This is a genomic window from Gabonia massiliensis (assembly GCF_001403595.1).
GTDB classification, from domain to species: domain Bacteria; phylum Bacteroidota; class Bacteroidia; order Bacteroidales; family Coprobacteraceae; genus Coprobacter; species Coprobacter secundus.
The window spans coordinates 437843-463534 of record NZ_LN877940.1; the positions used below are offsets into that span (position 1 = coordinate 437843).

19 protein-coding genes, 2 tRNA genes and 3 pseudogenes are annotated in these 25692 nt (G+C 37.1%); 6 read left to right on the forward strand and 18 right to left on the reverse strand.

The window, feature by feature from the left end:
* Positions 1 to 25: 25 nt before the first annotated feature.
* The 9 genes from purE to BN2628_RS11825 all read right to left on the reverse strand — a co-directional run bounded on the left by purE (position 26) and on the right by BN2628_RS11825 (position 12709).
* Positions 26 to 532, reverse strand: coding sequence for a 5-(carboxyamino)imidazole ribonucleotide mutase (purE, locus tag BN2628_RS11785; protein WP_044226901.1), 507 nt, complete (start codon positions 530 to 532; stop codon positions 26 to 28).
* A 38-nt stretch (positions 533 to 570) separates the two neighbouring features.
* The gene (locus BN2628_RS11790) at positions 571 to 1191 is read right to left on the reverse strand and encodes a hypothetical protein (protein ID WP_044226904.1); all 621 of its coding nucleotides are present in this window, start codon (positions 1189 to 1191) and stop codon (positions 571 to 573) included.
* Between the two features lie 24 nt (positions 1192 to 1215).
* The gene (gene rpoN / locus BN2628_RS11795; RefSeq protein WP_044227125.1) at positions 1216 to 2676 is read right to left on the reverse strand and encodes an RNA polymerase factor sigma-54; all 1461 of its coding nucleotides are present in this window, start codon (positions 2674 to 2676) and stop codon (positions 1216 to 1218) included.
* Between the two features lie 298 nt (positions 2677 to 2974).
* Positions 2975 to 3856, reverse strand: a complete 882-nt coding sequence (locus tag BN2628_RS11800; protein ID WP_411267752.1) for a glycine betaine ABC transporter substrate-binding protein — start codon at positions 3854 to 3856, stop codon at positions 2975 to 2977.
* A gap of 66 nt (positions 3857 to 3922) precedes the next feature.
* Positions 3923 to 4741, reverse strand: coding sequence for an ABC transporter permease (locus BN2628_RS11805; RefSeq protein WP_044227128.1), 819 nt, complete (start codon positions 4739 to 4741; stop codon positions 3923 to 3925).
* Entirely contained in the window at positions 4741 to 5967 is a 1227-nt protein-coding gene (locus BN2628_RS11810) for a quaternary amine ABC transporter ATP-binding protein (RefSeq protein ID WP_055100304.1), read from the reverse strand. Before BN2628_RS11810 ends, BN2628_RS11805 begins: the two co-directional genes overlap by 1 nt.
* 23 nt (positions 5968 to 5990) lie before the next feature.
* Positions 5991 to 6542, reverse strand: coding sequence for a DUF488 domain-containing protein (locus BN2628_RS11815; RefSeq protein WP_044227133.1), 552 nt, complete (start codon positions 6540 to 6542; stop codon positions 5991 to 5993).
* 261 nt (positions 6543 to 6803) lie between these two features.
* Positions 6804 to 10556, reverse strand: a complete 3753-nt coding sequence (locus BN2628_RS11820; RefSeq protein WP_055097374.1) for a fibronectin type III domain-containing protein — start codon at positions 10554 to 10556, stop codon at positions 6804 to 6806.
* 575 nt (positions 10557 to 11131) lie between these two features.
* Positions 11132 to 12709, reverse strand: coding sequence for a C25 family cysteine peptidase (locus BN2628_RS11825; protein WP_055097379.1), 1578 nt, complete (start codon positions 12707 to 12709; stop codon positions 11132 to 11134).
* A 183-nt stretch (positions 12710 to 12892) separates the two neighbouring features.
* Here BN2628_RS11825 and BN2628_RS11830 point away from each other — a divergent pair.
* Positions 12893 to 13827 (forward strand): annotated as a pseudogene (locus BN2628_RS11830) (DUF1848 domain-containing protein).
* 58 nt (positions 13828 to 13885) lie between these two features.
* Here BN2628_RS11830 and BN2628_RS11835 read toward each other — a convergent pair.
* Positions 13886 to 13959 (reverse strand) — tRNA-Ile (locus BN2628_RS11835).
* 303 nt (positions 13960 to 14262) lie between these two features.
* Here BN2628_RS11835 and ribF point away from each other — a divergent pair.
* Positions 14263 to 15192: a riboflavin biosynthesis protein RibF gene (ribF, locus tag BN2628_RS11840; protein WP_021930860.1), complete on the forward strand. Its 930-nt coding sequence runs from the start codon at positions 14263 to 14265 to the stop codon at positions 15190 to 15192.
* Between the two features lie 43 nt (positions 15193 to 15235).
* Here ribF and BN2628_RS11845 read toward each other — a convergent pair whose 3' ends face one another.
* The 4 genes from BN2628_RS11845 to BN2628_RS11860 form a co-directional block, all read right to left on the reverse strand.
* The gene (locus tag BN2628_RS11845) at positions 15236 to 15706 is read right to left on the reverse strand and encodes an Lrp/AsnC family transcriptional regulator (RefSeq protein WP_021930859.1); all 471 of its coding nucleotides are present in this window, start codon (positions 15704 to 15706) and stop codon (positions 15236 to 15238) included.
* A gap of 184 nt (positions 15707 to 15890) precedes the next feature.
* Entirely contained in the window at positions 15891 to 16757 is an 867-nt protein-coding gene (locus BN2628_RS11850) for a BamJ family beta-barrel-assembly machinery protein (RefSeq protein ID WP_021930858.1), read from the reverse strand.
* 89 nt (positions 16758 to 16846) lie between these two features.
* A complete protein-coding gene (locus BN2628_RS11855) occupies positions 16847 to 17713 on the reverse strand; it encodes a BamJ family beta-barrel-assembly machinery protein (RefSeq protein ID WP_055097382.1) in 867 nt (288 codons plus the stop codon).
* 21 nt (positions 17714 to 17734) lie between these two features.
* Positions 17735 to 18319: a BamJ family beta-barrel-assembly machinery protein gene (locus BN2628_RS11860; RefSeq protein WP_055097385.1), complete on the reverse strand. Its 585-nt coding sequence runs from the start codon at positions 18317 to 18319 to the stop codon at positions 17735 to 17737.
* 244 nt (positions 18320 to 18563) lie between these two features.
* Between BN2628_RS11860 and BN2628_RS11865 the strand changes: the two genes are divergently transcribed.
* Positions 18564 to 19256 carry an SIR2 family NAD-dependent protein deacylase gene (locus tag BN2628_RS11865; RefSeq protein WP_021930855.1) on the forward strand — a complete coding sequence of 231 codons (693 nt, stop codon included), beginning with the start codon at positions 18564 to 18566 and terminating at the stop codon, positions 19254 to 19256.
* Between the two features lie 483 nt (positions 19257 to 19739).
* On the opposite strand, the pseudogene BN2628_RS17810 reads toward BN2628_RS11865, so the two are convergent.
* Both BN2628_RS17810 and BN2628_RS17815 read right to left on the reverse strand, forming a co-directional pair.
* A pseudogene (locus tag BN2628_RS17810) lies at positions 19740 to 20570 on the reverse strand (PhoU domain-containing protein); the annotation flags it as partial.
* Positions 20571 to 20716: 146 nt separating this feature from the next.
* Positions 20717 to 21557: pseudogene (locus BN2628_RS17815) on the reverse strand (Na/Pi cotransporter family protein); the annotation flags it as partial.
* A 201-nt stretch (positions 21558 to 21758) separates the two neighbouring features.
* Between BN2628_RS17815 and BN2628_RS11875 the strand changes: the two are divergent.
* Positions 21759 to 23426 carry a nucleoside kinase gene (locus BN2628_RS11875; protein WP_055097390.1) on the forward strand — a complete coding sequence of 556 codons (1668 nt, stop codon included), beginning with the start codon at positions 21759 to 21761 and terminating at the stop codon, positions 23424 to 23426.
* A 26-nt stretch (positions 23427 to 23452) separates the two neighbouring features.
* Entirely contained in the window at positions 23453 to 24088 is a 636-nt protein-coding gene (locus tag BN2628_RS11880; RefSeq protein ID WP_055097393.1) for an HAD family hydrolase, read from the forward strand.
* A gap of 58 nt (positions 24089 to 24146) precedes the next feature.
* On the opposite strand, the gene BN2628_RS11885 is transcribed toward BN2628_RS11880, so the two are convergent.
* Both BN2628_RS11885 and BN2628_RS11890 read right to left on the reverse strand, forming a co-directional pair.
* Positions 24147 to 24218: transfer RNA gene (locus BN2628_RS11885), tRNA-Met, on the reverse strand.
* Between the two features lie 78 nt (positions 24219 to 24296).
* On the reverse strand, positions 24297 to 25001 hold the full coding sequence (locus tag BN2628_RS11890) for a type IX secretion/gliding motility protein PorT/SprT (protein ID WP_055100312.1): 705 nt from the start codon (positions 24999 to 25001) through the stop codon (positions 24297 to 24299).
* A 290-nt stretch (positions 25002 to 25291) separates the two neighbouring features.
* Here BN2628_RS11890 and BN2628_RS11895 point away from each other — a divergent pair, with 290 nt between their 5' ends.
* A complete protein-coding gene (locus BN2628_RS11895) occupies positions 25292 to 25462 on the forward strand; it encodes a DUF362 domain-containing protein (protein WP_021930849.1) in 171 nt (56 codons plus the stop codon).
* Positions 25463 to 25692 lie beyond the last annotated feature (230 nt).

The window sequence follows — 25692 nt, forward strand, 5'->3', positions numbered from 1 at the left end:
TCGAGTAAGTCCATTATGGAATGGTTTAATTTGTTTTGAATTTGTATTCTATTTTTGCCAATTCTGAATTAGCATCTTTTATTTTTTTCGCTAACCCTGCTTTATAAGATTTTACTTTTTCAGCAATGTCTTTATCTGTTAAAGCCAGAATCTGAGTTGCCAGTATAGCGGCATTTAAAGAGGCGTTGATACCTACTGTCGCAACCGGAATTCCCGGGGGCATTTGCACGATAGCGTAAAGGGCATCGATGCCTTCGAGACTCGATTTGATAGGAACACCGATAACCGGGAGAGTGGTCATGGATGCAATGACACCGGGCAGGTGTGCTGCCATTCCTGCAGCTGCAATAATGACTTTGATACCACGTTTTTGCGCTCCAGTAGCAAATTCTTCTACTTCTGCAGGAGTTCGATGAGCCGACAGAGCATTCATTTCGAATGGTATCTCAAAGTCATTGAGAAGTTGAGCTGCTTTCTCCATGATAGGCAGGTCGGAAGTACTGCCCATAATGATACTTACAATTGGATTCATAATGTATATATTATTTCTAAAATTAGTATAATTCGATTTTAAACGACAGGAATACCGGCACATAAAATCATGCATCCGAATACCCAGATAAATCCGTTAAGAGTACCTGCAATTACTTGCATGAAAGTGTGGCATCCCAATCCTATACGGGAAGTTCCGAGAATCCCTGTTGCCAGAATAAGCCCGATAAATAGATATATCGGGAAAGTATGTTGCATGGACGCAAGAGCGAATGCTGCTCCTAAAACGCCTCCAATACCGGTCATATGGGCACTGATTTTCCATTGTATATTTATGAGTGCAGCGGTAATGACCGATAAAAGTCCTCCTCCTACAAATCCTAATACCCAAGGTGGTAGTAGTAATCGATATAGGAGGATACCACAACATATGTATGATATAAGACAGATGGCATAAGGGATAGGGCGGTCTTCTCTATGATTGAGTCCTATCGTTTTTATTTTTCCTGTTTTATAAAGTAAAAGTATACATAAAGCCGGGATGATGCAAGTAAATAATAGTACTCCACCTAATACAAGCCATTTATATTGAAGGGGTAGAATATAAAGGTATGAGTAATAAAACATCATAAGGATGCCATAGAACGGCATAAGTAATGGATGTAAAATTTCTGAAAAAATTTTTGCCAGGATTTTCATATTTCTTCTCTTATGGCTGATTTATTATATTTCTTTTCGTAGCCGGGCAACCGGTAGACCCAGTTGCTCCCGATATTTGGCGACAGTACGACGTGCAATCACGTATCCTTTTTCTTTCAGCAATTCACAAAGCTTATCATCAGCTAAGGGCTTGCGTTTATCTTCGTGTTCGATGCATTCTTGTAGTATTTTTTTTATTTCCCGGGATGAGATTTCTTCGCCTGAATCGTTTTGCATGGATTCAGAAAAGAAAAACTTCAGGGGATAAATTCCGAAATTTGTTTGTACATATTTACTATTGCTGGCTCGGGATATAGTAGATATATCAAATCCGGTACGTTCTGCTACATCCTTCAGTATCATTGGCTTAAGAGTGCTTTCATCTCCGGTAAGGAAAAACTCTTTTTGTAAATCGATAATTACTTGCATTGTCTGCAATAGAGTTTGCTGCCTTTGTTTGACAGCATCAACAAACCACTGGGCAGCATCAAGTTTTTGTTTTACAAAAAGTAGGGCATCTTTACGTTCTCGGGTCTGATTTTGTTTGTTGCCCATGTAATCTTCTAACATTTGAGTATAAGAACGGTTGATTCGTAACTCGGGAAGTTGGCTATTATTCAGGCTAAGAGTAATTTCGCCATCTTGGACATCTACAATGAAATCGGGAACAACCTGACTCATCCCGTCACTGAACGAATCGCCCCATATATTACCCGGTTTAGGATTCAGTGTTGTTATTTCATGGATAGCGTCTTTTAATTGAGATTCGTCAATACCATATTGTTTCAGTATTTTATCATAATGTTTTTTACTGAATTCATCAAACGACTCGTCAATAATTTTATATGCCAGTAAGTTTGCCGGGGTTGCTGGTCTCCTTTCAAGTTGTAATAGCAAACATTCCCGTAAATTGGATGCTCCTACTCCCGCGGGTTCGAAATCTTGTATAAGTTGCAATAGTTCCTCGAGTTTTTCGATGCTGACATCTATTCCTACTTGAAATATAAGGTCGTCTGAAATTGCGGAAAGCGGTCGTTGTAAATAGCCGTTGTCATCTATGTTTCCAATAATGTATTCGGCCATTTTATACTCTTGTTCACTAAGATTTCTAAGTCCGAGTTGTTTCAAAAGATTGTCGTGAAAAGACGAATTCCCGGAAAATGGAATTTCTTCCCGTCGGTCTTTTTGTGAAAAGTTATCGGCTTCGAGTTTATAATCGGGAATATCATCTTCACTTCTGTAATCTCCGAGCGAAATCTCTTCAGCACTCTCATTAGAGCTTTCTTCATTTTGCATATCGTCACCAAAGGTATCGGTATCACTTTGCGGTTCATTATTGCCTTCCTCCAAAGCCGGGTTGTCGACTAACTCCTGCTTGATGCGTTCTTCCAGTTCTATGGCTGTCAATTCGAGTAATCGGATAACCTGTATTTGTTGAGGCGATAACTTCTGTTGTAGCTTTTGTTGTAATTGTTGTTTCAGCATCATTTACGGGGTAAAGATTTCTGCAAACGAAGATAGTGTTTTTTCTGTTAATATGTATCGATTAGCAGTCTTTTGCCCGTTAAAAATAGTAATCCCCTAAATTGAACTTTTTACAAGGATTATTAAATGATGATATCAGGGATTGAGCCATACTTTTCTTTTGGTATGAGAAGATAATTACAATCCAACTTACAGATTATAAGTAAGGCTGCCTCATTTTGAAGTGCCCTCCAAAAGTTAGACATAAAACTTTTGGAGGGCACTTCATTTTTTTATTTTGAGACAACCTGATTGATATTTATTTTACGGATTGGTTCATTTTTTTGTTGGGTTCGGATATCTCGGGAGAGGAAGTAGGAAGCCAACTATTTATAAGTTCCTGATTCTCTGAAATCCAACTTTCTGCAGCTTCTCCTTCGTCTTGTATTTTATTGAATTTAGATATTAAAGAAGCCAGCTGTTTTGTATCAAGCTTTATATTTTTCAATAATTCAGCGGCAAAGGGCTGCTTTTGCGAAAATCCTTTAGTTGCAATAGATTCTATTGTCTCAGTTTTGCCAAATGTATTTTTGGGGTCATTCAGAAATTTCAGTCTGAAGTCTGAGAACATCCAATGAGGGGACCATCCGGTAATGATAATCCATTGTTTATTTTCAATGGCTTTTTTCAATAAAGCTGTCATGGCCGGCCCGCTGGATGGTTTGAGATGAAAGTCAAGGCCATATTCTTGAATCGCTTTTTCGGCCGATTTCATAATCCCGGCACCGACATCGATACCTATGATTTCTCCACTGAATTTATTTTTATTGGCATTCAATTCTTCAATTGAATTTATGTTGACATAGTCCGGTACGACAAAGCCTACTCGTGCACTGTCATAGATTTCACCCAACGTTTCGAGATTCTTTCCGTATTGGTTCAAATAATCTTGGTGAGTAACCGGAACCCAGGCATCGAGAAAGACATCGGCTTTCCCGTTTGACAGGGAGGCAAAGAGGGGGGCAATATCCGCATTCATTAATGTGATATTGTATCCTTGTTTTTCGAGGATTTTTTTAGCCATGTTACTTATAGCTATACCCTCGGCCCAATTGGGATATACGATAGATATATTATTCTTTTTTTCTCCGGGAGAACATGATGGCAGACAAATAATTGTGGTCAGAATCAATAGTAAAATGTTTAATTTATAGATTTTGGATTTTGTTCATAACGATATGGGATTAATTTGATATTCGTGTTTGGTTTATTTCTTTTGTTTTACAAATCCTTGAGTGATTCTATCCAGAATAATAGCGAGAATTACTACAGCAATACCGCCTTCGAATCCTAATCCGATTTTCATTTGAGTAATACCTTTCAGGACAACTTCTCCAAGACCACCGGCAGATATCATGGCTGCGATTACAACCATTGATAGAGACATCATAATCGTTTGGTTTATTCCGGTCATTATTGTAGGTAGGGCCAGAGGTAGCTGTATCTTAAACAGAAGTTGACTTCGGGTAGCCCCGAAAGAATATCCGGCTTCTACTATGTCTTTGGGTACTTGTTTCAGACCTAAAGTGGTTAATCGTACAACCGGTGGCATTGCGAAAATGACAGTGGCAAATGCTCCCGGGACGTTGCCCAACCCGAAGAAGAGAACAGCTGGAATTAAATAGACAAAGGCTGGCATCGTCTGCATAAGATCCAGAATCGGATGCATTATTTTTTCTACTTTCTTGTTTTCTGCAGACCAGATGCCTAATGGAAGGCCTAAAATTAAAGCTATGATTGCTGAAGATAGAACAAGAGCCAAAGTTTCCATAGTGGCTGCCCAAAATCCCATTGCGTAGATGAGGAGCAGGCCTAATATCGTGAATATGCCGATTGTTTTTCCTGCTTTATAAAAAGCCAGTAGAGCGATTATCGCGATGGTTATATAGAAGGGTATCCAATTGAGTCCATATTGGAACCCATTGATGAAGTTGCCCACAATATGGTCGATTCCATCGAAAAAAGATGTAAAGTTTTTGGTTATCCAGTCTATTGCGATTTCAATGTATTTTCCTATATTAATTATCATAAGTCTATAGCGTTTTGTATAATTTCGTTTATTTCGATTTTGTCTTTTCCGGTCATTTCAATGATTACGGATGATGGAGAGACCATTCCGGCTAACTGGCCTTTTTCATTTACTACCGGAATGGCTTGTCTTACCTTATTCAATAAGGGAAGCATGTCTTCCACAGTAGTATTTTCTAAAACAGAAGGAATTTCTGTAAATATGATCGAATCGATGTTTTTTTCTCCTTTTTCACGTAGTTTTATAACATCTCTTAATCTTATTTCTCCGATGAATTCGTCGTTTTTGCCAATCACCGGAAGTGCAAAAAGGTTTTTTTCTCTCATTTTTCGAAGTATGGCTTCCGGGCCTTCTCGCTGCAATCGTACAGTTACGGGTCTTTTTATCATGATAGAAGCTGCTGTGATTACCCGGCCACGGTCGACATTTTCGGTGAAGCGGGCTACATATTTATCTGCGGGATTTGTCAATATTTCTTCGGGAGTTCCAGTTTGGATAGCTTCTCCATCTTTCATAATGGCGATTCTATCCCCTAATTTTATAGCTTCGTCTAAATCATGTGTGATAAATACTATTGTTTTTTGCATCTTGCATTGTAATTCCAATAACTCGTCTTGCATTTGTTCACGGATAAGAGGGTCCAATGCCGAAAATGCTTCATCCATTAATAGTATTTCCGGATTATTTGCCAGTGCTCGAGCCAATCCTACACGTTGTTGCATTCCACCTGAAAGTTCACTTACCTTTTGTTCCTCATATCCTTTGAGACCAACGATGTCGATACTTTGCTTTGCTTTGTTTAACCGTTCTGTTTTATCTATACCTTGTAATTCGAGTCCGAATGCGACATTGCTGAGGACACTTCTGTGCGGTAATAGTCCGAAATGTTGGAACACCATTGACATCTTTTTCCTTCGAATTCCCAGAAGTTCTTTATCGGGGATTCTAATAATGTTTATATTATCGATAAATACCTCGCCGGATGTGGGTTTTATGAGTCGATTGATGCAACGCAGGAGAGTAGATTTTCCACTGCCTGATAATCCCATAATAACAAAAATTTCTCCTTCATTTATCGATAGATTGGCATTTTTTACAGCAACAGTACATCCTGTAGCTTTCAAGATATCTTGTTTGCTTTTATGCTCATCGAGCATTTTTCGAGCTTTTGTCTTTTCACTACCGAAAATGATAGATATATCTCTTATTTCTATTTTTGACATAAATTTATATTTAGTAAGTGTGATTAATTGCATTCGTCTCCGTCTACCGGATGAGAATAACTAAGTTTGCCATTGATGATGCGGGCAGTCCGCGTATATGGGTGCTCGATAATTTGTTCAATGCCCATAATATGCATTACGATCCAGCCTTCAGCTTTTAAATAATCAGAGATAAGCCCTCTGTGACATCGCCACCAGACAGCTTCAGAACACATAATTGCAGTTTTATAATAAATTGCCGTAGAGCTGAGCTCACGAATACCTTCTCTAAAACTCTCCGAATCCATATAGTCGGCATATCCCTTGAATGATGGATTTTGCCAAACTTTATTTCCTGATTCAGCTTTTGGCTCTCTTCTTCCTCCTAATAAAGGTATTGCCTGATATTTAACGCCATTTTCAGGCAGGTACCTTTCAAAATAGGATTTGGAGAACTGTGGAAACTTCTCAGAGCCGGGAAAACGCCTTACATCTGCTAATACTTCTATTTGGAAGTTTTCTAACATTGCAACAAATGTTTCGAAAGAATGCGTGGAATGTCCGATAGTCCATATTTTTTTTGATTCTTTTTTCATTATAGTTTGTTTAATGTCAATAGTGATGAGTTGCATCTCTCGAGTTCTATAATGAAAACACTAAAAAAGAGAGTTTTGTTTATTTATTTAGTGATAATGAGACTATTTGTAATAAAATACTTTAGAATACGGCTTGTGAAGTTGGATCTAAATAATAAGTTATCAGAAGATTTGGAAAATTTTATATATGTGCTTAAATAAAAACAAGGATATTCTGTCATCGGAATACCCTTGTTTATGTATAGATGAAAATGGATAGTTTTATTGCAAAAGTAATTTTAAATGTTCTTTCTGATTATCGAAAAAGACAGATAAAAAATATATTCCATTAGGTAAATTTTCGATGGAAAAGGGAATATCTTGGTTAGATGTCATGCCTTCTATTTTTTTGTTAAAGATGCATTTTGAAGATATGTCGTGCAATGCGATTTGGACTTGCCCTGATAATGTAGCTGGTAACTGCACATGTAGAACTTTTTCTTTTTGGAAAGCTCTCACATTCTTATTCATATCGTTTTTTGTAGAGGTAAGTACTGGTATCTGATAAGTTTCTGACCAGTTACTCCATTTTAAGTTATAATCGCGAAAGCGGACCCGTATCAGATAAGATTTCTCGTTGGATAATCCGGCGGGAGATATATCTATATTTTTCAGATTGACTCCAGCGTTGATATTTACAGGATTAAATTTGTTATCGACTCCATAAATATTTATAGCGTCTATTTTTTTACTGTAAATAGGAGAGCTAAAATTTCCATTTTTTTCATCGATTTGTATTTCTATAGTCATTAAACTATCAGTTCCATGATAATCGGATACTGTAACTATATCGGTTGCATAGGCTTCTATCGATGGCGTTTGTGGCGCGTCCTGATTTAATTTTCCATACCAGGTATCTTCAATGATACAGTCGAGAGGTTTATCAGGATTCCCGAAACTATATATGTTTCCTTCGAAGGAATTATGTTCAAGGTCTAATTCTAATAAGGCAAAATGGTAATGATCTAACGATTTTTTCACTTCATATATATCCGGTCCGGTGGAGCTGCTTCCCCAGCGGTCGAGATTTCCTCCAGCTCCACCTAAAACCATCTCCAGAAAGTCTCGTCCGGAACAGTTTTCTCCGGGTAAAACATGCCGCTCGTATCCGTGAACATGCCCTGTAATTAGCGATTGTACTTTGGGGTATTTTTTCAAAATATCGATAATCTTTCCTACATAAGGTGTTCCCTGATATGTATCTTCTGTCAATCCTGTACCAGAACCTCCGGGCCATAATTCGCTATAAAATACATGGTGACAAAAGCCCAGTGAAAAGACGGTATTGTTATCGTTCTTGCTGTTGTCGAGTTGGGTTCTGAGCCAGTCGAGTTGCGATTGCAATCTTAACGGTGTATTACTGTTAAGCATAAGAATTTGTACTCCGTTTATATTTAGGGTATAAAAGCTTTCCGGATTTACGCCAGAGATACCATTTGCAAAATCATCGTATTTGACATATCCATAATAGAATTTACTTTCTACTTCATGATTTCCTGGAGTAGTTGCGACGGGGATGGCATTGGTCAGAGGTGAGAATGGGCGGAAGAAGCGATTTTCATATTGGTCGATTACTCCTCCACCACTTACCATATCTCCTGTATGACAAATTAAATTGATATGATTATGTAAATCTTTTCCATATTTTACTTTTAACATTTCGGTGAAGCGTTTTACCATTTGAGTAGTAACTTCGTCGCTGTCTTGGGAATCACTGACAAGGATAAGACGGACTTTTGAGGCCTTACCTTCCATAGGAGTTCTGAAAGCACAAATATCCGATTGGTAAGGTCCCGATTTGCATTGATAAAAATATTCGGTGTCAGGTTTTAGTCCGATTAATTTGACGGTATTCCAAATGTGATCTCCTACCATTTCATTGTTTCCTGAAATCGTGTTATTTAGGTTATCTTTACAGGTTCCATATACCACGGTCGGCGTATTCTCTTTTTCCATAGTATGCCAGTTTATCACGATGGAATGGGGAGTTGGAGCCTGGAGGTAAGGTAACATTTCAGTTTCCTTTTCTTTTATGAAGCCTCCGAGTTCCCGAATTTCAGTATCGGTTAACCATGTGTTAAATAAGGCGAATTGAGATATTGCGACATACCCGTTTTCCTCGTTGTCATCAGCGAATAACAGGAATACATCTTTTAATGACATATTCGGATTGTCTATCTCCGGTTTATCACCTTCAAAAATAAGGTTGCCATTTAAATATACGGAGAAAAAACAATTTTCACTTTTTCCTAAACGAACATTTATGACGATTCTGTTCCAGATATCTTTTTCAATATACCCTCCGTCACTATATCCGATAGTTCCGGCCAAACCTATTGCTCCGTCACTTCGGACAAAAAGACTTCCATCTTTCTGGTTGTTTGGGTCTGATTGAAAAATAGAACGGGATTTACTGATATCTGTGTATTTGATATCATACATCATACAATATTCATTTACTCTCGATATTGGCAAATTAGGCCCATTCGGGCTGATGTTATGTGTACAGATCAAAAAACTGCCAACACCTATTTGCATAGCACCGTTTCCCACTTCCGGACCGTCGACAGCTTTTTGAAGAACTTCTTCTCCCTGCATACTGTTTAAAGTCAGATTGTTTCCTTTTTGTGCTTGGTTCAAGTCGTTTTTGTCATCGAAATTCCAGTAACCGTCGACTCGGTTATCTTGGCTGAAATCTGGTAGTTCTTGGGAAATACCTCCAATCGCTTTTATTTCTGAGTCATCTAAATGGCGGTTAAATAGCACTAATTCTGCAACATTTATATCTCCGTCGTCTCCGTTATCGTCTGCAAAAAATAAAAATTCTTTACCTAAAGAAAAACGATTGTTGTCTGGTGCAAGATTGCAGGCTGTTGTAAGGACTTTTTCTCCATCGACCCAAAATTCATAAATAGTTTTATCTCCAGCCAGACTGGCATTTATGAGAATCCGGGTCCATGTATTATTCTGGATAACTCTATTATTCGTATAATGTGTTGTTCCGCATCCGATTTTTCCGTCGGGATTAATAAATATAGTGCCGTCTACATCGTTATTTGTGTCTGTCTGGAAAAGACAGTGCCACTGAGATGCATTTTCTACCATAATGTCATATAGCATTGCGTAACTATTTACCCGTTCGAATTGACCATCATTTGTCCCGTTGGGATAAATAGTATGGCTTACTTTCAGATAATTCTTTGTCCCTTGGGGTATTTCGATAGCTTGGTCAGTTTCGGTATAGCCTCCCGTCTTGCTCCAGTTTCCATGAGGTTCAATATCTGAACCCTTAGTTGCCATAAAGGGGTTATCCAAGTTGTCGAATGTCCATAATCCTACGAGTTTATCGTTGTTGAAAACTGGGGTTGTTAAAATGGGAATAAATTCAAATTCATCCAGATATAAAGTATGAGTATTTCCGTCTGTAGCTGATTGATGGAAAAAGACACCTTTAATGCTATTAAAACCTTCGAAGTCTTTCGAAACCGTGCGGAAATCATTTATTGGAATTCGTATCTGTATCCATTTTTCAGGGGAGATAGACTGAATATAATTACTCAATTTCAATTTGCCGCATTGACCGCCATAATGGCCTTCCATATTAATGTCCGGTAAATATTCAATGTCAAAAGCTTTGGGGGCATACATCCAGAATCTGAGTTCAGATACTCCTTCCATTCTGAACATATCCCAGTTTAGACCTGCGACTAAAGCTTTCCATTCGCCATTTGGTTTAGATGTCCAGGTTAGTTCTATTGCATTGTCTCCATCTTTTTTTATCTGTGTCGATATAGGAAATTTATCGGTTTTACCTGTGGGTAGAGAAATACTGCTTGGTGCTTTGATATTGAGCCAGCTTTGGTCGTAAAATTCGGGGCTGGAACTATCGTGAAACAAGACTTGTTTTTTTATTTCAGCGTCCAAGGGCAGTGTGATTGTTGCTAAGAATGTAAATAATAACAGGAAGTTTTTCATAATTAGTATGATTTTAAAAGGTGATGATGATAAAAATTTTTTTAAATGTAAATAGATAGGCTGGAAGTATTGGGGTAAACTCTGTTATTATACTTCTACATTGAGTAATAGAATTGCAATTTTATTACTTTTTGAATTATAGATGAGGTGTTAAATATATGATAATTAGTATGATAATTTCACTCAAATTTTTAAATAAAAATTAATTGGAAATCAGGTACTGAGGGGAGGAAGTATCTGTTATATATATGAATCAGTCGTTGAAAAAGCTTTAATTTTTCCTTAATTGATGGAGACCCGGTATATTCGGTGCTTTGATAGGAAGAAGTATAATTATTCTCGGATTATTTTTATATTAATGATGAATGGCTAACGATGAACAATTAATTATTCCTTATTTATTATTATTAATTCGTATAATATAGGCGCAGAAGTTTTTTTTGTGTTGTTTCCCTGAAGATTTCTTAATAATGAATAAATTAGCAATTTGCATGTGACCTTGAAGAATTGGATAAAAAATAATCAGAATAGCGGTTTAAAATTTAGATACTGTTATATTTCTAATTTATGATATATTAATGAATTACGACAATTTTCCGGGTTAATGATTTGTTTGGTATTTGCAGAAAATAAGTACCTGGCTCAACAGAAAGGGTAAAAGGAACATTTTCTTTTATCTCGATTTCTTTTATCAACTGTCCGTCAGGAGAATAAATCAGAGCCAATACAGGCTCTTGAAGAGATGAGATACCAGATAATGTGATGGTTCCGGTAGAAGGATTGGGATAAATCAGAACGGAGTTATTGATATTGTTTTTTTCTATTCCAGACCCTTTTCCCACGATGATTTTGCCTTGGTGTGTAACTTTGTCTTGAGCAGTTATAGTGACATATAGGGTTATATCCTGTTCTATTTCCGGAAAAGAAAGAGATGCCTGTCCGTCGGTAACAGTCTGTACGTCCAATAGTTTATCGTTTGCCGACAAAGCTACGGTAGCGCCGTCTGTATCACAATCTATATTTATGGATGACGTGCCGACGGGCAAAGTTTTATCATAAACGATATTCATGTTTTGAGGGGTTCTTCTTCGTAAAAGTAGGCTGGGGTCTCCAAACAGAGACCATTGTTTCGCTGCATCAGAACCGCTGCCTTTATATACTTCGATTACTTTCTTATAAGCAGAGTTTATAACCTCTCCAAGGATTTTTGGGGAGTTGTCAGATGTCAGTATTTTTATAAATTCGTCTTGTCCTAACATAGGAGGATTCCAGTATATCTGAATGGTAAAACCTAACATTCCAATAGCTCCCACAGGCTTTCTTTCTTGAGTCTGTCCTCTCAAAAATGCTTCGGATAGGCAAGTCCCCAATCTGAAGTGCCCGTTTTGACAGCCGGCAGCAATGATGAAAGGTAACCGGTTTATATTGGTCAGCTTATTGACATCGTTGACAGAGAATCCGGTTGTTGCCCAAGATTCGGTGTAACCGTGTCCTGTATAATTGACAATGCCGCATCCTTTGTCAAGTTGTTCTACAAGGTCATTTTTTTTACTGATTTCATAGGTTGTATAGTTGTTATCTTTCAAAATATCATTTATGGTCCGGATGTGCTGGATGTCTGTTTCGTCATTATCTCCTTTTTCATTGGAGGAGGGGTCGGCAATGCCTATGCTGTTTCCCAGCCATGTTGCAGACTCATCTATGTCTCGTTCATAGTAGATAACTCTTTCTACCTGAGTACGTACATCTTCTGTTGTTTTTGCGGAAAAACGGCCTACCAGCACAGATGGCGGATATTCGTCACCGGATATATAACCGTACTCTGCGTCAGAGTAAGCGGTATTTGGGTCGGGCTTGGTAATTCCGTAACAAAAATGTACAGGTATCTGCTCAGCATCCCCGACTAATAGAAGGTAACGATTGTTATTTTTCTTGTAATAATCAGCGACGTAATTCTTAAGTTCAGCTGCCGTCGAGCCTATTTTATCCATCGTTATCAGTTCCACCTTCATGCCCTTCTGTGTTTTCCATTGGATAAAAGGTTTCATTTCATCTGCGAATTCCGGGGCGCAAACGATTAGCATTTGGGCAGACAAGACTGTCGGTATGAAACATAGTATAATGTAAAGGAATAGTTTGATAGCTTTTTTCATATTCAATGTGACTTATATATAACAAACGTACAAAAAATTGAATAAACATACGATTTCTTATTTGGATTTTTTAGGAATATGGATTATTTTGTAAAGTTTTGGATGATTTATTTTTATATTTTAAGGAAAGAAAATTGTGCTTGGATGACATTTCGTTTACTTTTATAATAAATATTTTATGGTATGATAATAAGTGCGAGTCGAAGAACTGATATTCCGGCATTTTATTCTCGGTGGTTTTCAACCGGCTAAGAGAAGGATATGTATTGGTTCCTAATCCATATAATCCCAGAATGGTAAGTCGTGTTAGCTTAAAGCCGGCTTGGATTGATTGTATTGTGTTTTGGAGTAAAAATCCGGCACCTATGATTGGTGAATTAGATCAGTTGGGGGATTATAAGTATTATTTTCAATTTACCTTGAATCCTTATGGGCAGGAAATAGAAAGAAAACTACCTTCGTTGACAGAACGTTTAAAGATATTTAAGACCCTTTCTGACAAAATTGGTAAAGAAAGAGTGATTTGGCGTTATGATCCTATATTTATAAATGAAGAATATAGTATATCTTTTCACAAAGATGCTTTTGCCCGAATTGCATTTGAGTTGAAAGATTATACGGATAGATGTACACTGGAATTTATAGATTGTTATAGTCATATTCGTCCTGCTATGGCTAAATTCAATATACATTCTTTGGAGAAAGAAGTAATTGAAGACGTAGTTTCTGCTTTTCAGGAAATTGCTTCAGAGTTTGCTATCAAATTGAATACGTGTGCTACTAAAATAAATTTAGGTTATTTGGGAGTTTCCGAAGATGCTTGTATTAGTCAGAGTCTTATTGAACAGATTACAGGTTATTCTATTTCTGCCAGGAAAGATAAAAATCAGCGCTTGTTTTGCAATTGTATCGAAAGCCTCGATATAGGCATGTATGATAGCTGCCTTAATGGTTGTGTATATTGCTATGCCAATAAGAAGTGTTACGATAAGATTCGACGTAATGGAGAAAAGCATAATGTAAATTCCCCACTTCTTATTGGAAGTGTATCTGATGAAGATATCATAAAAGACCGGAATGTTCGGAGCTTTCGTATTGAACAAAGTTCATTATTTTAATTTAGGATTTCTATTAATAGAAAAAGACTTACAATTTATTGTAAGTCTTTTTCTGATGTGGTCCCACTTGGGCTTGAACCAAGGACCCCCTGATTATGAGTCAGATGCTCTAACCAACTGAGCTATAGGACCGGCTTGAGTTTTCTCAAAAGCGATGCAATATTACTGCTTTTTTCTGAAATGACCAAATAAATATTGTGATTTTATATTGATTTCTTGTTGATGAATAAGCTAAATAGTTGGTTTACAAATAATATATCAGAACAATTTTATTGAAATTTTTTATTCGAAGTTTTCTGTCGATTTAGGGATAAAGTGTAGTTGGCAGGTTTCGGAAGAGTTTATCGGTATGAACTAATGTTCGTTTCTTTATAAAACTATATTTATGTATGAAAAAGAATTTTCTTGTATCTTTGATGCCTGATTTATGATGCGATGAAGATAATTGAGAAGCCTAATATTATTTCTCCCGGCATGTTGGTTGCCGGTATCGGTTTTTTTGATGGAGTCCATTTGGGGCATCAGGCTCTTATTGGGAATATTGTCCAGACAGCTCGTGAAAGGAATATGTCTTCGGCGGTTGTTACTTTCCGGAGCCATCCACGTCAGGTATTGCACAATAATTACTGTCCACATTTGATTAATTCTTTTGAGGAGCGGATGCAACATCTTTCGGAAACAGAACTCGATTATTGTATCGTACTTGATTTTACTCAAGATATGTCCATGTTGTCTGCCCGGCAGTTTATATCTTTTTTAGCAGAAGATTATGGTATCTCTTGTTTATATGTCGGTTATGACCATCGTTTTGGACATAATCGGTTGGAAGGTTTTTCAGATTACGTACGGTATGGAAAAGAGTTAGGTGTTGATATTATTCGCGCTCAAGCCTACCATCCTGGTGGTAAACATGTGAGTTCTTCCGTAGTGCGTACGTTACTGTCTCAGGGAAAAGTTGAAGAGGCAGCTTCATTATTGACTTATTCGTATTGCCTGGAGGGAGAAGTGATTGAAGGGCATAAATTGGGTCGAGAATTGGGGTTCCCTACGGCAAATCTCAGATTGACGGACAATAATAAAATCATTCCGGCAAATGGTGTTTATGCTGTGCGGGTACAGTTGCCGAACGGTAGTTTGAAGAACGGGATGTTGAATATTGGAACACGGCCTACGGTGAGTAATGGAAGTGACAGGAGTATAGAAGTGAATCTTTTCGATTTTTCGGGAAATTTGTATGGGTGTGTCTTGAAGGTCTTTTTGATTGCGTTTTTGCGGGAGGAAGAGAGGTTTTCGAATATAGAGAAGTTGATTGCCAAAATACAAAAAGATAAGGAGCATACTCTTCGTATACTCCTTAGTCAATAGAATTTCCTCAATTTTGTTTAATTCGAGTAGAAGCTTATTATATTTATTTATCTTCTTTCTTTTTGATGGGAATCTCCCGATTCATACTTTGTTCTAAAGATATCAATGTTTCCGTAGCAGTAACACCATGTATTTCTTGTATTTTGTCGTTAAGAAGTTCCATAAGGTGTTCGTTGTCCCGTGCATATAATTTACAAAGCATCGTATACGGGCCTGTTGTAAAATGACATTCGACAACTTCAGGTATTTTCTCAAGTTCTGGAACCACATCTTTATACATAGAGCCTTTTTCAAGTTTTACCCCGATATATGTGCAAGTCCGATATCCAAGAGTTTTGGGATTGACGTGGTATCCAGAACCTATAATTACACCCATATCAATCATTCGTTGTATTCGTTGATGAATAGCAGCCCGAGAGACGCCACATTTTATCGCTACATCTTTAGATGGTATACGCGCATTGCGCATAATGATTTCTAGTATTTGTCTATCAAGGTTATCAATTTTTTCCATTACTGAAGAATTTAATCATTATGTCAGCAAAAGTAACTCTTTTTTTGGAATAAATATGCAAATTATGAATGAAATAGTTCAAAAATTCACTTTTTATCAGAAATTTGTTTGTTTTTGAGAAAGATATATTGAACTTATCTTGCTATTTCTATCCATAATTATAGTTTTAATTGTAAATATGATTTTATTTTTTGTCCGGGCAAGTGACATCTATTATTTCGATTTCGAATTCTAATACGGAATTTGGTTTTATATCTCTGCCTGCTCCTCGTTCACCATATGCTAGTTCTGCCGGTATATAGAGAATATATTTACTTCCTTTATTCATGAGTTGAAGGGCTTCTGTCCAGCCTTTAATCACATTAGTCACACCTATTTCAAGGGGTTTCCCTCGGTCATATGAGCTGTCAAATTTGGTGCCGTCGATTAATTTTCCGGTATAATGAACTTTCACTTTACAATTGGAGGTGATTAGTGGACCTTCTCCCTGTTTTAAGACCTTATATAATAATCCCGATGCTGTTTTGATAACCTCGGGCTCTTTTTCTTTTTCAGTAAGAAAAGCTTTTCCTTCGGCTAAGTTTTTGGCGGCTTCGGCTTTTTTCTGTTCTTCTATTTCTTTTTGTTTCCTTTCACGATAAGTGTTCATAACTTCTGTCCATAACTTTTCGGCATTTTCTTTATCCAAGAGAGTTGGTTGTTCGCTCAATACTGCAATAAGGGCATCTTGGCAAGCTTGTTTATCAAGGTTAATCCCTTCTTTAGACATTTTTTCTAACTGCTCTTTTAACCCAATACCGAAATTTAATCCCATTTCGTATGAGCGTTTTGTTGTATCGGTTGTAAAAGTTGCCTTAAACCCTTTGATGAAGGCTTTCATTTCTATTTTGTGAGGAAATTTTTTTATTCCTTCAGCCATTTCTGCACCGTTGAGCAAGCCGTAAGCGTATCCGGTACTGTCGGCAGGAGTTGCCAGGGTTTTATCTTTCTTTTTGCCAAAAGCAGAAATGGAAAGCAGGCAACAGAGGATTAAGATATATTTTTTCATCATGTGGTATGTATTTATGTTATTGTTACGAACAAAAAGAGAACCGGAGTAACATCCCGGTTCTCTTTTTATTTAGACTGGTTATTTACATTTTATTTTGAAGGAGCTTCAACTTCGAGAAGGTCTATGTCAAAAATCAATGTAGAGTTTACAGGGATAGAGCCGGTCTGGCGTAACCCGTAACCTAATTCTGCAGGGATATATACTTGGTATGTAGACCCCGGAGTCATTAACATCAAAGCTTCTCTAAATCCAGGAACGACTTGGCCTACATTCATTGTAGTATTTTTATTGGCATCAAATTGTTTTCCGTCGATTAAAGTTCCTTTGTAATTGATTTTTACATTGCTGGTAGCTGTCGGTTTTTCACCTTTACCTTCTTTGATTACTTTATAGAGCAATCCTGACGCAGTTTTTTGTACACCGGCTTCTTTCGATTTTTCTTCTAAGAATTTTTTACCTTCAGCTGCATTTTTCTTAGCTTCAGGGCTTTCAGCGATTTTCGCTTCTTCGGCTTTCATTCTTTTTTCTTGGAAAGAGGTCATAAAAGCTTGGTAAACTTGTTCTGCCTGACTTCTTGATAGGATAGTAGAATCTCCTTTTATAGATTTACTAAGGGCGGCGAGGAAAGTAGCTTTATTGATTTCGATACCTTGCTGTCCCATTTGTTCGAATTGTTGTTTCAAGTTTACACCGATGTTCATACCCAGTTCGTATGACATTTTGGTAGAATCGCTGTTCAATGTCTGTGCGATACCTTTAATCAACTCAGAAGCTTCGATTTTTTTAGGGTATTGTTTGATGCCTTCAGCCATATCGGTACCATTGAGCACACCATAAGCATAGCTGACACTATCGACATCTGTTTTTAGATTTGCACCGGCTTTGCTATCGCAAGATGTTAGCCCGAAAGCAACACAGCCAGCAGCCATAATTGAAAATAAAACTGTTTTTTTCATTTTTTGTTGTTATAATAAAGTTTATACTATATCGAGCAATTCTACTTCAAAAATCAATGTCGAATTCGGAGCTATAGCTTCACCGGCACCTTTTTCTCCATAAGCGAGATCAGAAGGAATGTATAGTTTCCATTTCGAGCCTACAGGCATAAGTTGAAGAGCTTCTACCCATCCCGGAATTACCTGATTTACGCCAAATACGGCAGGTTCTCCTCTTTTGACGGAACTGTCGAATACTTGTCCGTTTATTAACTGTCCTTCATAATGGCATTTAACCCTATCTGTGGCTTTAGGCTTTGCCCCTTTACCTTCGGTTATAACCTCATATTGTAGTCCGCTGGGTAGAGTGATTACTCCTGCACGTTTTTTATTTTCTACCAAAAACTTTTCTCCTATTTCACGATTTTTTTCTGTAATCTCTTGTTGCATACGGGTAAAGAACTCATTTATAATTTGTTTGGCTTCATCGTATGACATTTCGGGTTTTATATTTTCATATATTGCTTTCACCCCGTTGGCAAAATCATCGATATTCAGAGATTGTATGCCGGAACTTTTAAAATTGTTGCCCATACTCAGGCCTAATGCATAACTTAATTTGTCCATATTTTTTTGTTAAAATTAGGATATTGTATTTTCTCTACCCATTTTATGTATTTCCGTAAATTACGGGCGAAGATAGAGTTTTTATTGTATAGTTCTCTTATTTTCTATTAAAAAAAAATATAAATTTGTGCTAACTGAATAATACAAACTTTTAAAATCAAACACATTTCAGTATAATATTGTTTTGTGCGGAAGATGTGAAAGTTGCCGGTTTATAGTTTTTATAACTTAAAAAAAGTCGATTATGAAAAAAATAGTTGTACTGACAGGAGCTGGAATGAGTGCAGAAAGCGGATTATCTACCTTTCGCAGTAGTGATGGATTGTGGGAACAACATCGTGTAGAAGATGTTGCTACTCCCGAAGGGTGGTTTAGGAATCCTGGATTGGTGCTTAATTTTTACAATATGTTACGTAAAACCCTTATTTCTTCCCAACCTAATGGGGGACATTTAGGATTGGTTGATTTAGAAAAAAATTTTGATGTATATATTATAACCCAGAATGTTGATAACCTTCATGAGAGAGCAGGAAGCCATAATGTATTGCATTTACATGGGGAGTTGATGAAAGTAAGGTCGGAAAAGGATGAAAATTTAGTCTATGAGTTATCGCCCGAACATCCGGAGATTCATTTAGGCGATGTCGCTGATGATGGGGCCCAATTGCGCCCTTATATTGTTTGGTTCGGAGAAGCTGTCCCGATGATAGAGCCGGCAATTGAGTGGGTAAAAGCTGCTGATATTTTTGTGGTAATTGGTACATCTTTGAATGTCTATCCTGCGGCAGGGTTATTGCATTATGTGCATCGGGGTACACCGGTTTATTTGATTGACCCGAATGAAGTAAAAGACCCATCCGGAAATGTAACTCGAGTTATCCGTAAAGGTGCGACGGAAGGTGTAATAGAATTGAAAAAGCTATTGTTACATAGTTAGAATGGATTATTGGAATTGAAGTTTCTGTAATTTCTAATGTAAGATTATTATATTGAAAAAGAGGTTGAGTTCTTCTGTTTTTCCTCCATTTTGCAGGCAGGAAATCTTTTGTAGTCTTGTATAAGAAAATTGTTCGATTGTGTCTTCAGAGGATATGGTAATTGAGTGATTTTTGCACAATAGGCTCTAAGACCGATGCCGTAAAATGTTTGACTGATAAGTCTCTCGGTTTGGGGGTTAAAATGTACTTGTTTTTTAATTACATGATTTTTCTAAAAAAAAATTATAAAAAGAAGAGCATGAAGAAGGGTTAATTTTATTTTTGAATCGATATAGACCGGAAATTTTTGTAATTGTCAGTTTTATTATTCTTTGAATCAGGGATTTGGGGAACGGGTAATCTGGCAATAAAAAATGCATCATAAGAGTATACCAAAATCTATGATGCATTTTTTAGTTTTTTGTATTCAATAATACAGGATTCTAATTCTTAATTCCTCGTTTTTCCTTAACGGCTTCTATAACGTTGATTACGTAATCTCCTAATTTTTCACATTCTGAAATGATATCCATGAAGTGAGTCCCGGATTGGTATTCGTATTTTTTTGAGTTTATATTTTCTATATTTTGTGTACGTAACTGATTACGATAATTATTTATCTCCATTTCTTTATTGTATGCTTTGTTGAAATCTGCATCTGTAGCATCGTTTTTATTGAGAATTATAATCATATTTTCAATAGCTTCGCTGACCAATCGGAGCATGGTATCTACATCTTGTACGATTTCGTCAGTAAACGTAGCTTTCGACTCTTGCTTGCGCAGTAGAGTCCGAGCCAGGTGGAAACAGCTGTCTCCGATACTTTCGATTTCTGAGGTCATTGTGAGCATGGCACTTACCTGAAGCTTACCTTCATAACTTAGACGTCCATCAGCTACGTTATTTAGATAATTTGCAATTTCCAGCTCCATACGATCACTTATTTTTTCGTATTTTTCTATGCGACTATATATTTTTGAATAAGCTTCACTTCCTTCTTTCTCGTGTACTAAGTCCTTGACCATACCTAACATCCTTTGGGTGCGTTCAGCATATACGGCAATTTCTTTTTTTACTTGTAGAAGAGATAATTCGGAAGTTGACAGTAGACCGCCGGATATAAATTTAAGTTGAAATTCTTCATCATCGCTGTGTTTGACGGTAATTACTCGTGTCACAATGTAAACATATAGTTTTACAAACCATACCATAATGAGTACGTTGATGATATTGAATACTGTATGGAACAAGGACAGAGCGTATGAGACGGTAACTTGAGCGGCTAAAAATTGAGACCGTAAAGCCGCTTCCCCGGAAGTAAGGTTACTTATATTCTCGGCAGAGATTTTATTTACAACCTCCGGACTTTGATGGCTGATCAGATTCATTAGGTCGGTAGGGGAACCACCGGTCATTTCATGCACCAGGAACGAGATGAAACGTGTGAATGGATAAAATAAGAGGAGAACCCAGCAGACACCGAATATATTAAACATAAAGTGTGCAAAGGCAGCCCGTTTTGCAGAGACATTACCCGATAGAGCTGCCAGATTGGCTGTAATGGTGGTGCCTATATTTTCCCCTAATACCATTGCAGCGGCTATATCGAAAGAAATCCACCCTTTGCTGCACATAATTAGAGTAATAGCCATGGTAGCGCTGGAAGACTGTACGATAATGGTAACAATAGTTCCGATTAACAGGAAAAGCAGTACTGAGAAAAATCCCATGTTGGTGTATTCTCTGAGGAACGATAGGATTTCCGGATTGCTTTGTAAGTCGGGAACCGAGTTTTTCAGAAAGTCGAGTCCCATAAACAAGAATGCAAAGCCAATAATGAATTCTCCCCAGGAACGACGTTTGCTACTGCCGGAAAAAATAAATGGGATAGATAATCCGATGAGAGGAAGGGCAAAAAGACTTATGTTGACTTTGAATCCGAAAATGGAGATAATCCAGGCTGTGACGGTGGTACCTACGTTGGCACCCATGATTACGGTGATAGACTGGGTCAGAGATAGAAGTCCGGCATTGACAAAACTGACAACCATTACGGTTGTTGCTGATGATGATTGGATAAGAGCGGTAATCAATACTCCGGTCAGTACTCCGGTCACCCGATTGGTCGTCATTGCCGTAAGTATGCTTCTCAACCGGTCGCCTGCCACTTTTTGTAACCCCTCGCTCATGACTTTCATCCCATACAAGAAAAGCCCTAAAGAGCCAATAAGGGTCAAAAAGTCGAAAAAAGTGTACTCCATTTCAATTAGTTTATTTGATTTGTTGTTTTATACAAGACTTCTTGATATATTTGATAAATAATGTGTCAAATCATTTTTTTTGCAAAAATAGCAAAAATAAGTGATTTGCCGTAAGTTTATATATTTGAATTTTAATGTAAATACAATATTTATTCAATGTAAAAAAGGAAAATAATATTTGTTTTTGAAGAAGGAGGATGCATGAAAGATATAACTATTTATTGCGTGAATTTACAGAAGTCGGTACAAGTGCGTGAAGGGTTGACTTTACTTGAGATATACCGATTGTTGGGAGTTGAATTACCCCATCAGGTTTTGTGTGCCAGAGTGAATAATAAGACAGAAGACCTTAATTATTGTGTATATAATCCTAAGCAGATAGAGTTTATAGATATTACTCACGGTTCGGGCTCCCGTGCTTATGTCCGTTCGTTATGTTTTGTTTTGTATAAGGCTATAGAAGATATAATGCCGGGGATGCAACTGCGTATTGAGCATTCTATATCGAAAGGATATTATTGTGAAATTAATGTTCAAGATAAGATTTCAGAGGAGAGCATTATCCGTATAAAACAGCGGATGAGGGAAATTGTTGATGCAGATATGCCTTTTGAACGAATTGAATGTCCGACTAAAGAAGCGCTTGAGATATTCCGAAGTCAGGGAATGGAAGATAAGGTAGCTTTATTGGAAACTTCGAGGAGGCTGTATACTATCTATTATCGTCTTGATAATCTGATAGATTACTATTATAGTTGCCTTGTCCCTTCGACCGGATATTTGAAAGTGTTTGATTTGATAAAATATAATGGGGGATTGCTTCTTGTCCCTCCTTCGGTGGACAATCCGCAAGTGACATCTCAAATTGTACGACAAGAGAAAATGTTGAAGGCTTTCGAGGAATATGTACGCTTTAATCATATTGTAGGTCTCTCGAATGTTGGAAATCTGAATCAGGCTATTTTGGCTCGAAGAGCCACTGATCTTATAAAAGTTATAGAGGCTCTGCACGAAAAAAAAATTGCGGGTATTGCAGATGAGATTACAGAGAAATGTAAGAACGGGGAGGCTCGTGTTATCCTTATTTCTGGACCTTCATCTTCAGGAAAAACAACATTTTCTAAACGTTTATCTATCCAATTGATGACTAATCTGTTGCGTCCGGTAACAATCTCTTTGGATAATTATTTTGTCAATCGGGAAAATACGCCGAAAGATGAGAGTGGAGATTATGATTATGAATCACTCTATGCTCTTGATTTGGAGCTATTTAATAAAGACTTGAATCGCTTGTTAAAAGGTGAAGAAGTGGATATGCCTACGTATAATTTTGAATCGGGCAAACGTATTTATCGAGGCAATAAACTGAAGCTGGATAGAGCATCGGTTCTGATTTTAGAAGGTATACATGCGTTGAACCCTGACTTGACACCGCAGATAGAAAATAAATTGAAATATCGGGTATATGTATCGGCTTTGACATCCATATCAATAGATGATCATAATTGGATACCTACAGGTGATAATCGATTGCTTCGGCGTATCATTCGCGATTATAAATATCGGGGTAGTACTGCGCAAAGCACGATTGCTCGATGGCCGAGTGTCCGGCGAGGTGAAGAAAAATGGATATTTCCTTATCAGGAAAATGCCGACGCAATGTTCAATTCTTCCTTGTTGTTTGAACTGGCTGTAATGAAACGTCATGCAACTCCTATATTGAGTGCTGTCCCTCGTGATTGTCCAGAATATGGGGAGGCCAACCGGTTATTGAAATTTCTTGACTTCTTTTTGCCATTGGCCGAGCATGAAATACCTCCGACTTCATTGTTGAGAGAGTTTTTGGGAGGGAGCAGTTTTAAATACTAATATCGAAAGAAACAATATATAAAAATATGAAGATAAAGAACTTGCTTTTTGATTTTGGGGAAGTTTTGGTAACCCTAAGTCGAGAAAAGGCTGTTGCTGCATTTCGTGCTTTAGGTGCAGAAATTGCAGATGAGATTGTCCCGGCATCGTGGTCTTTTGACGGGATGTTTCGTGATTTTGAAAATGGAAAAATTACAGAACGTGAGTTTTTTGATAATCTGAACTTTTCCTTGGGTTTGCAGGCAACAGATGAAGAATTACGAGCTGCATGGAGTGCGATAATACAAGACATTCCGTTGTATAAGCTGGATTTGCTATTGGGGCTACGTAAAAATTATTCAGTGTATATGGTGAGTAATACTAATAAAATCCATATGGATTATACCAAGGAGCATCTGTTTAAGGACGGAGGTCATACGATAGATGACTTTTTTGATAAGTTATATTTATCTTATGAAATAGGCGCTTCGAAGCCTGAAAAAGCATTTTTCGATTATGTGATAAAGGATGCTGGGTTGAAGCCTGAAGAAACTTTGTATCTGGATGACAGTCCGGCAAATATTGAGGCTGGTTGGGAAATGGGATTCAGGGTATGTCCGGTATCTCCGTTAGATGATTTGGATAAATTAGTTGAAGCCTGCTTGCATACAAATCAGAAATGATAAGGCCAGAATGATAGACATAAAAAAAGAGCGTCAACCACTTGACGCTCTTTTTTAGTTGCGGGAGCCAGACTCGAACTGACGACCTTTGGGTTATGAGCCCAACGAGCTACCACTGCTCCACCCCGCGATGTTTGTGAGTGCAAAGGTACAATAATCTGTCCTATCTGCAAGAATTTGTATGTTAAATATTTTTAATTTCAAAATATTATTCGAAATAAAATGAAAGGACTACTATCTGGGAGGTAATTTTTTTCTGAGATTGAGTATATTTATAATCGAGTGGGTCTTGTAGGTCATTTCTTTTCTTTTCAAGCATATTGCCCAATCCGAAACAGAATTTTAGTTCGGGGATAAGCTTGAAAAAGGGTAAATAGATATCACATCCAAATCCTATTTCCAAGTAAGTATCGTATGGTTTCAAACGCAATATGTCATTTTTCTTTTTGGCAAGGTCCAGAGTAGGACTTATTCCGGCAGTGATATAGGGGCGGTAATTGTTCAAGCGTTTAGCTCCATATTTTATGCTTATGGGAAGAGAAAGGTAGTTTGATTTTATATCTACGATTTTTCGTTCGTCAGAGGTATTCTCTCGCATTTCGATGGTTTTATTTCCAAAATACATAGTGGGACAAAAGCGGAGATTTAGATATTCACAAAGATATAAGTCGCTGACCAACCCTACATTAAATCCTGGAGAAAAGCTGGGAATTTCTGCATACCAGGTTTCTCCGTTATCGCCGGGTTCCCCTCTGTTTACAAAACGGAGATCTTGAACGTGAGTACCTATCGAAAATCCGAAATGTAGAAGTCTTTGGTCAATATATGGCAAACGTTGTACTTTGTTTCGTTGAGCCTGAACTCCCAACGTAAAGAATAGTAATAAAGAAAATATTAGCGAACGTTTGGACATATTATTTTCGAAAAATATACCTATTAAACGGTAAATGCTGATGCTTATTGTTTGCAAAGATAACATTTTAAAGTTGCTTTATGATTTACATAATCAGGTTTTGGAATAAATTTGAGAATCTGGGCTTACTATAAATATCGATAGAGTTTTATTATGGGCTTTACTTTTGGTCTAATTTATATTGAGATAAAATAAGGCATAAAAAGTATCTATTTTTTGGAGATAATGATAAAAATCCATTATTTTTGCAGGACATAATTAGTACTATTTATCAATAAAACTTTAAAACAATGGCTTACGTAATTAGTGAAGATTGTATTGCTTGCGGTACTTGCATTAGTGAATGTCCCGTTGAAGCTATTTCTGAAGGTGATATTTATAAAATCGATCCGGATGTTTGTGCAGATTGTGGTACTTGTGCAGACGCTTGTCCGACCGGAGCAATTCACCCTGCAGAATGATATGAAATTAAAGTAAAAAATAAGGGATGTGCCAATCGGCACATCCCTTATTTTTTGATAAATAGCTCTATGATTTATTGTCTTAATTATTTCTTCTCTTTTTTGTTAGAGAGTATTTAAAGGATTTTTTCTTGGTATTCTATAAAATAAAAAAAATTGATTAATCGCGAGAAAATACTTAAATCTATTATTTCTGCACTATTTTTATATTAAAAATATATTTATTAGTT

Coding starts and splice junctions, on each gene's coding strand:
- BN2628_RS11815 (WP_044227133.1), bottom strand. CDS start 6,542: ATGAAAAAAGAATCAAAAAAAATATGGACTATCGGACATTCCACGCAT.
- BN2628_RS11860 (WP_055097385.1), bottom strand. CDS start 18,319: ATGGACAAATTAAGTTATGCATTAGGCCTGAGTATGGGCAACAATTTT.
- BN2628_RS11820 (WP_055097374.1), bottom strand. CDS start 10,556: ATGAAAAACTTCCTGTTATTATTTACATTCTTAGCAACAATCACACTG.
- BN2628_RS11890 (WP_055100312.1), bottom strand. CDS start 25,001: ATGTCCAAACGTTCGCTAATATTTTCTTTATTACTATTCTTTACGTTG.
- BN2628_RS11875 (WP_055097390.1), top strand. CDS start 21,759: ATGAAAGATATAACTATTTATTGCGTGAATTTACAGAAGTCGGTACAA.
- ribF (WP_021930860.1), top strand. CDS start 14,263: ATGAAGATAATTGAGAAGCCTAATATTATTTCTCCCGGCATGTTGGTT.
- BN2628_RS11850 (WP_021930858.1), bottom strand. CDS start 16,757: ATGATGAAAAAATATATCTTAATCCTCTGTTGCCTGCTTTCCATTTCT.
- BN2628_RS11880 (WP_055097393.1), top strand. CDS start 23,453: ATGAAGATAAAGAACTTGCTTTTTGATTTTGGGGAAGTTTTGGTAACC.
- rpoN (WP_044227125.1), bottom strand. CDS start 2,676: ATGCTGAAACAACAATTACAACAAAAGCTACAACAGAAGTTATCGCCT.
- BN2628_RS11865 (WP_021930855.1), top strand. CDS start 18,564: ATGAAAAAAATAGTTGTACTGACAGGAGCTGGAATGAGTGCAGAAAGC.
- BN2628_RS11855 (WP_055097382.1), bottom strand. CDS start 17,713: ATGAAAAAAACAGTTTTATTTTCAATTATGGCTGCTGGCTGTGTTGCT.
- purE (WP_044226901.1), bottom strand. CDS start 532: ATGAATCCAATTGTAAGTATCATTATGGGCAGTACTTCCGACCTGCCT.
- BN2628_RS11895 (WP_021930849.1), top strand. CDS start 25,292: ATGGCTTACGTAATTAGTGAAGATTGTATTGCTTGCGGTACTTGCATT.
- BN2628_RS11825 (WP_055097379.1), bottom strand. CDS start 12,709: ATGAAAAAAGCTATCAAACTATTCCTTTACATTATACTATGTTTCATA.
- BN2628_RS11845 (WP_021930859.1), bottom strand. CDS start 15,706: ATGGAAAAAATTGATAACCTTGATAGACAAATACTAGAAATCATTATG.
- BN2628_RS11790 (WP_044226904.1), bottom strand. CDS start 1,191: ATGAAAATCCTGGCAAAAATTTTTTCAGAAATTTTACATCCATTACTT.
- BN2628_RS11810 (WP_055100304.1), bottom strand. CDS start 5,967: ATGTCAAAAATAGAAATAAGAGATATATCTATCATTTTCGGTAGTGAA.